This is a genomic window from Streptomyces sp. NPDC006476 (genome assembly GCF_040612015.1).
Classification (GTDB): domain Bacteria; phylum Actinomycetota; class Actinomycetes; order Streptomycetales; family Streptomycetaceae; genus Streptomyces; species Streptomyces griseorubiginosus_B.
Genome location: NZ_JBEXPK010000201.1, coordinates 1 through 4079, shown reverse-complemented (window position 1 = coordinate 4079; position 4079 = coordinate 1). Strand labels below are relative to the sequence as shown.

General features: G+C 68.2%; 3 protein-coding genes and 3 pseudogenes. 2 read left to right on the top strand and 4 right to left on the bottom strand.

Annotation, left to right across the window (positions count from 1 at the left end; translation table 11 throughout):
• Nucleotides 1-190: pseudogene (locus ABZZ74_RS52785) on the top strand (IS1182 family transposase); the annotation flags it as partial.
• Between the two features lie 74 nt (nucleotides 191-264).
• Here the strand turns inward: ABZZ74_RS52785 and ABZZ74_RS52780 are convergent.
• The 4 genes and pseudogenes from ABZZ74_RS52780 to ABZZ74_RS52765 form a co-directional block, all read right to left on the bottom strand.
• Nucleotides 265-501 (bottom strand): hypothetical protein, encoded by a 237-nt coding sequence (locus tag ABZZ74_RS52780; protein ID WP_356951254.1) that lies wholly within the window; start codon nucleotides 499-501, stop codon nucleotides 265-267.
• 430 nt (nucleotides 502-931) lie between these two features.
• Nucleotides 932-2278 carry a cyclopropane-fatty-acyl-phospholipid synthase family protein gene (locus tag ABZZ74_RS52775; RefSeq protein WP_356951253.1) on the bottom strand — a complete coding sequence of 449 codons (1347 nt, stop codon included), beginning with the start codon at nucleotides 2276-2278 and terminating at the stop codon, nucleotides 932-934.
• Nucleotides 2279-2469: 191 nt separating this feature from the next.
• Nucleotides 2470-2940: an LAETG motif-containing sortase-dependent surface protein gene (locus ABZZ74_RS52770; protein WP_356951252.1), complete on the bottom strand. Its 471-nt coding sequence runs from the start codon at nucleotides 2938-2940 to the stop codon at nucleotides 2470-2472.
• Between the two features lie 158 nt (nucleotides 2941-3098).
• A pseudogene (locus tag ABZZ74_RS52765) lies at nucleotides 3099-3572 on the bottom strand (SGNH/GDSL hydrolase family protein); the annotation flags it as partial.
• Between the two features lie 369 nt (nucleotides 3573-3941).
• Here ABZZ74_RS52765 and ABZZ74_RS52760 point away from each other — a divergent pair.
• Nucleotides 3942-4079: pseudogene (locus ABZZ74_RS52760) on the top strand (IS5/IS1182 family transposase); the annotation flags it as partial.

Here is a 4079-nt window from a genome sequence, read left to right as displayed (position 1 = left end):
CAACCAGGCCCTCGACGTCACCGGCATACGCCGGGCCCGCTACCGCGGCCTGCCGAAAGTCCGAATCCAACACGCCTTCTCCGCCACCGCCCTCAACATCGTCCGCCTCGACGCCTGGTGGACCACCGACCCACTACGCAAACCCCGCACCAGCAGACTCGAACGCCTCAGCCACCGACTCACCAGCTGACAAATTCAGCAACGGAGTCGTCGAGCTTTGACTTCGCCTTGTCGAGGGCCGCGTTCACCTTGGCGAGCGCCTTCTCATGGATGATGAGGGGACTTCCCCACCGAGTCGAGGTGCTTGAGCAGGCCCGACTCCGCCCGGCCCCGGAACGCGGCCCGGATCTCGCCTGCGACCTCGTTGAGGGCGGACACGAGGCTGCCCATGTCGGACGGACCGCCGAGCGACTTCTCGAACGGGGTGTGGACGTAGCCCGCCGTCCGGCCGAAGTGCGAGATCCCGAAGCCGCCCGCCAGCTGCTTCCGCGAGAGCCGCACCCGCTGTCGGTGGCGCGGCGCACCCGGTTCGAGCCCAGCACCCAGCTATCTGGCTCGGACTCTGCGGTCTTGGTGAAGTAATCCCTGGCCAGGGACGAGGAACTGCGGGACGGTGTACGGCTGGTAGGCGAAGCCGAGCCCGAGCAGCCCGTCCTCCGGCAAGGACGTGCACGTGCCCGTCATGCAGGCCGAGCATCAGCATCCGGCCGCCAAGATCGACGAGCTCGGTCTGCTGGTCGACGTACCGGCGGGCGCCGGCGTCGGTACCGACACAAACGATCTGGCCCGCCCGGATCGCGAGGGTCTTCCGGATCCTGTCGCGGGCGTCCACGGTCCAGACATGACCGTTGAGCTGGACGGTGTCAGCAGGCGGCACGTCAGGCGGGCTCCGGCGTGTCCCACCCACCAACGGCACCGGACTGACGCCTCGTCAGGCGAGCGCCGTCGAGGCCCCCAGGAAGTCTCTGCGCAACGGCATGCCGGACCGGCCGTCACCGCCGGTCCTGACCGCCAGCACCTGGTTGACGCCCATCGTGTTGGTCTCGAATCCGACCGCCGACGCAGCCATATACAGGCGCCATACCCGCGCCCGCCCGGGCGAGGTCAGCTTGACCGCCTCGTCCCAGTGCGCTTCGAGGTTGGCCACCCACTCACGTAGCGTGAGGGCATAGTGCTCGCGCAGGGACTCGACGTCGCGCACCTCGAAGCCCGCTTCCTCCAGCAGCGACACGTTGGAGCCTATAGGGGCCAGCTCGCCGTCGGGGAAGACGTACCGGTCGATGAAGGGGTCCATCCGGTACTTCCCTTCGTCCCGCACGGGGCGCCGCGATATCTGGTGGTTGAGTAACCTCCCGCCGGGCTTCAGCAGTTGATGCAGAATGTCCGCGTACTCTCGGTACCGCTTCCTGCCCACGTGCTCGGCCATACCGATCGAGGAGATCGCGTCGAAGGGGGAGTCGTCGATCTGGCGGTAGTCCTGAACCCTGATCTCTACCAGGTTCTCAAGCCCCGCCGTGGCAACACGCTCGCGAGCCAGTGCCGCCTGCTCATCCGAGATGGTGACCCCTACGACCTGTACGCCGTAGCGCTCGGCCGCGTGCATGGCCATCGAGCCCCAGCCGCAGCCCACGTCCAGCAGCCGCTGTGCTTTGCGCAGAGCGAGCTTGCGGCAGACCAGGTCCATTTTGGCCTCCTGGGCCCGCTCCAGAGTGTTGTCGGAGCAGGAGGACGGGTCGCCCTGCCAGTAGGCACAGGAGTAGACAAGCGAGGGGCCCAGGACCAAGGCGTGGAAGTCGTTGCCCACGTCATAGTGGTGGCTGATGGCCGCCTTGTCACGGCGCAGGCTGTGCGCGGGACCGCGACGGCGCACCACCTCCTCGGTGGGCGGTGCCGGCGGGAGCCCCACCCCCGCGAGGCCGAGCGTCCGGCTCACGGTACGCAGGCTGCCGGGTGTGGTCAGCACGCTCAGCGCTCCGCGGAGCGCCGCGGTGCGGCTGCTGGACTCCTCCCGTTCCCACAGCAGGGTCGAGATGCGTTTCAGCAACTCGTACAGGTCGCCGTCGACTTCGATGTCTCCGGCCACCCAGGCGCGGGCAAGCCCCAGCTCGCCGGGCCGACACAGCAGACGCCGCAGAGCTTCGCGGTTGTGCAGGACGAAGGCCGGCCCGTCCTTTGGACCGGCCGTGCTGCCGTCCCAGAGGCGGATTCCCACGGGCAGGGGGAGACCCAGCACCTGTTCACTGAAGCGGGCCAGAACTGCTGCGGCTGGTTCGGTCATGTGAATCCTCTCAGTTCAAAACGCGGGCCTTCTCCACCGACCCCACATCGGTCAGCAGCTAGTGGGCGTGGGAGAGGGGGATGGAGAACACCCACCCTTGTGTGACCGTGCCCATCGCGCTGTGCTTTGCACAGCAGGGCGAGCCCACCCTCCGGGCGGCCTGCTGCCGTCCGGGATCTACTGACTGACTGTCAGCTTTCGTGGGTCGTACGGCGCCTGCGGGAGAAGTAGACCGCGGCGCTGCCGGCCGCCACGACGGCGAGACTGGCACCCGCGAGGACGGGGGTGCTGCTCGACGCGCCGGTTTCGGCGAGGTCTCCATTCGTAGTCGGCTGGTTCGCCCCCGTGTCGCTGCCGCTGCCGTTGCCCGTGCTGGTGCCGGGCTCGGGCGTGGCCGAGTCGTCAGGGGTGAGGGTAGGGGACGGACTCGCACCGGGCACGTCGTTGTCGGCGAGCTGCGCCGCGAAGGCACCGGCGATCAGCTTGTGGCCGTCGGCGTTGGGGTGTGGGTCCTTCTTCGCGCACGCCCAGGTCAGCTGGCAGATCTTGGCCACGTTGCCCGACACCTCGCCCGCGCCGGGCATGTTGACCTGGGTGGCGAAGTCGTCCGAGGAGAAAGTCCCGGCCAGATCCGCCACCTTGAAGCCGGTGGGCTTGTACACCTGGGTGATGCCCGTGTTGGCGGCCTCGACCAGGGGAGCCGACTCCTTGGCGGCCTGCTGACCAGAGGCGCCGAGTCCAGGTCGCCAGGAATGGGTTGTAGAACGTCGAGCCCACGAACTGGGTGTTGCTCGTGCCCGCCTTGCGGAGCGTGCCCGCAGATCTGGGCGATGTTCTTCGCCATGATCTGGATGGTGCTGTTCAAGCAGGTTCCGTCGAGAGTGCCGGCTGGGCTGACGCATCCCTGGAGAATGTCGTTGGCGCCCACACTGAGAGTCACGTAAGCGACCTTGCCGTGGTGCTGCGCCATGGCCTGGGCGATGTCCAGTTGGGACTTGGCGTGGGGGTAGTCGCATTTTCCGCCCTTGATCAGGGACTCGGTGGTCTCACCGGTGCAGCCCAGACGTATGTGCTTCCGCCCGGGGTTGCGCTGCTTGAGCTGCGCGTAGACCTGGTACGTGTAGGCGACATCGGTGTCCTTGTCGACGTCCGGCTGGTAGGCCGTGGCCAGGGAGTCGCCGATCGAGATGTAGTACGTGGTGTCCTTGGCGCCGGTGGCAAGTCCGCGCGAGCCGAGCACGATCGTCGCGGCTGCGATGGCAAGCCGGGGGCCGATACTCTGAAGGGGGCTCATCACTTTTGTGTGCGTTATCCAGTTAGGGGCGCACCCCGCCGCGCGAGCAGCGCCAAGGGGACGGGGCGGGGCAAGGGCAAGCAGCCCGGGGCGCCGAGGACGGCGTTGCGCTGGCGGGAGCCGGGCGAGCTCGACGCACGTCTGGACCGCTACCCCGAGGGCGTCTGCGGGTGCGGCCTGTCCGACGCGGTGGACCTGGGCGTGGTCGACCACTACCAGCGACACGAGATGCCCCTGATCACCGTGACGGCCACGCAGTACGACCAGCACGCGGCGGTGTGCGGCTGCGGGCGCGTGCATACCGCGAGGCGGCCGGACGGGGCCGGGGCCGGGCGGGCGGAGCACGGGCCGAACCTGCGCGCCTACGCCGGTCTACCCGTCAGCGACGACGCTAACCTCTACAAGGAGAGGAACACCGTCGAGCGCCTGATCAACAAGCTCAAGGCCTGGCGAGGCATCGCCACCCGGTACGACAAGACCCCAGACAACTACCTCGCCGGCCTCCAC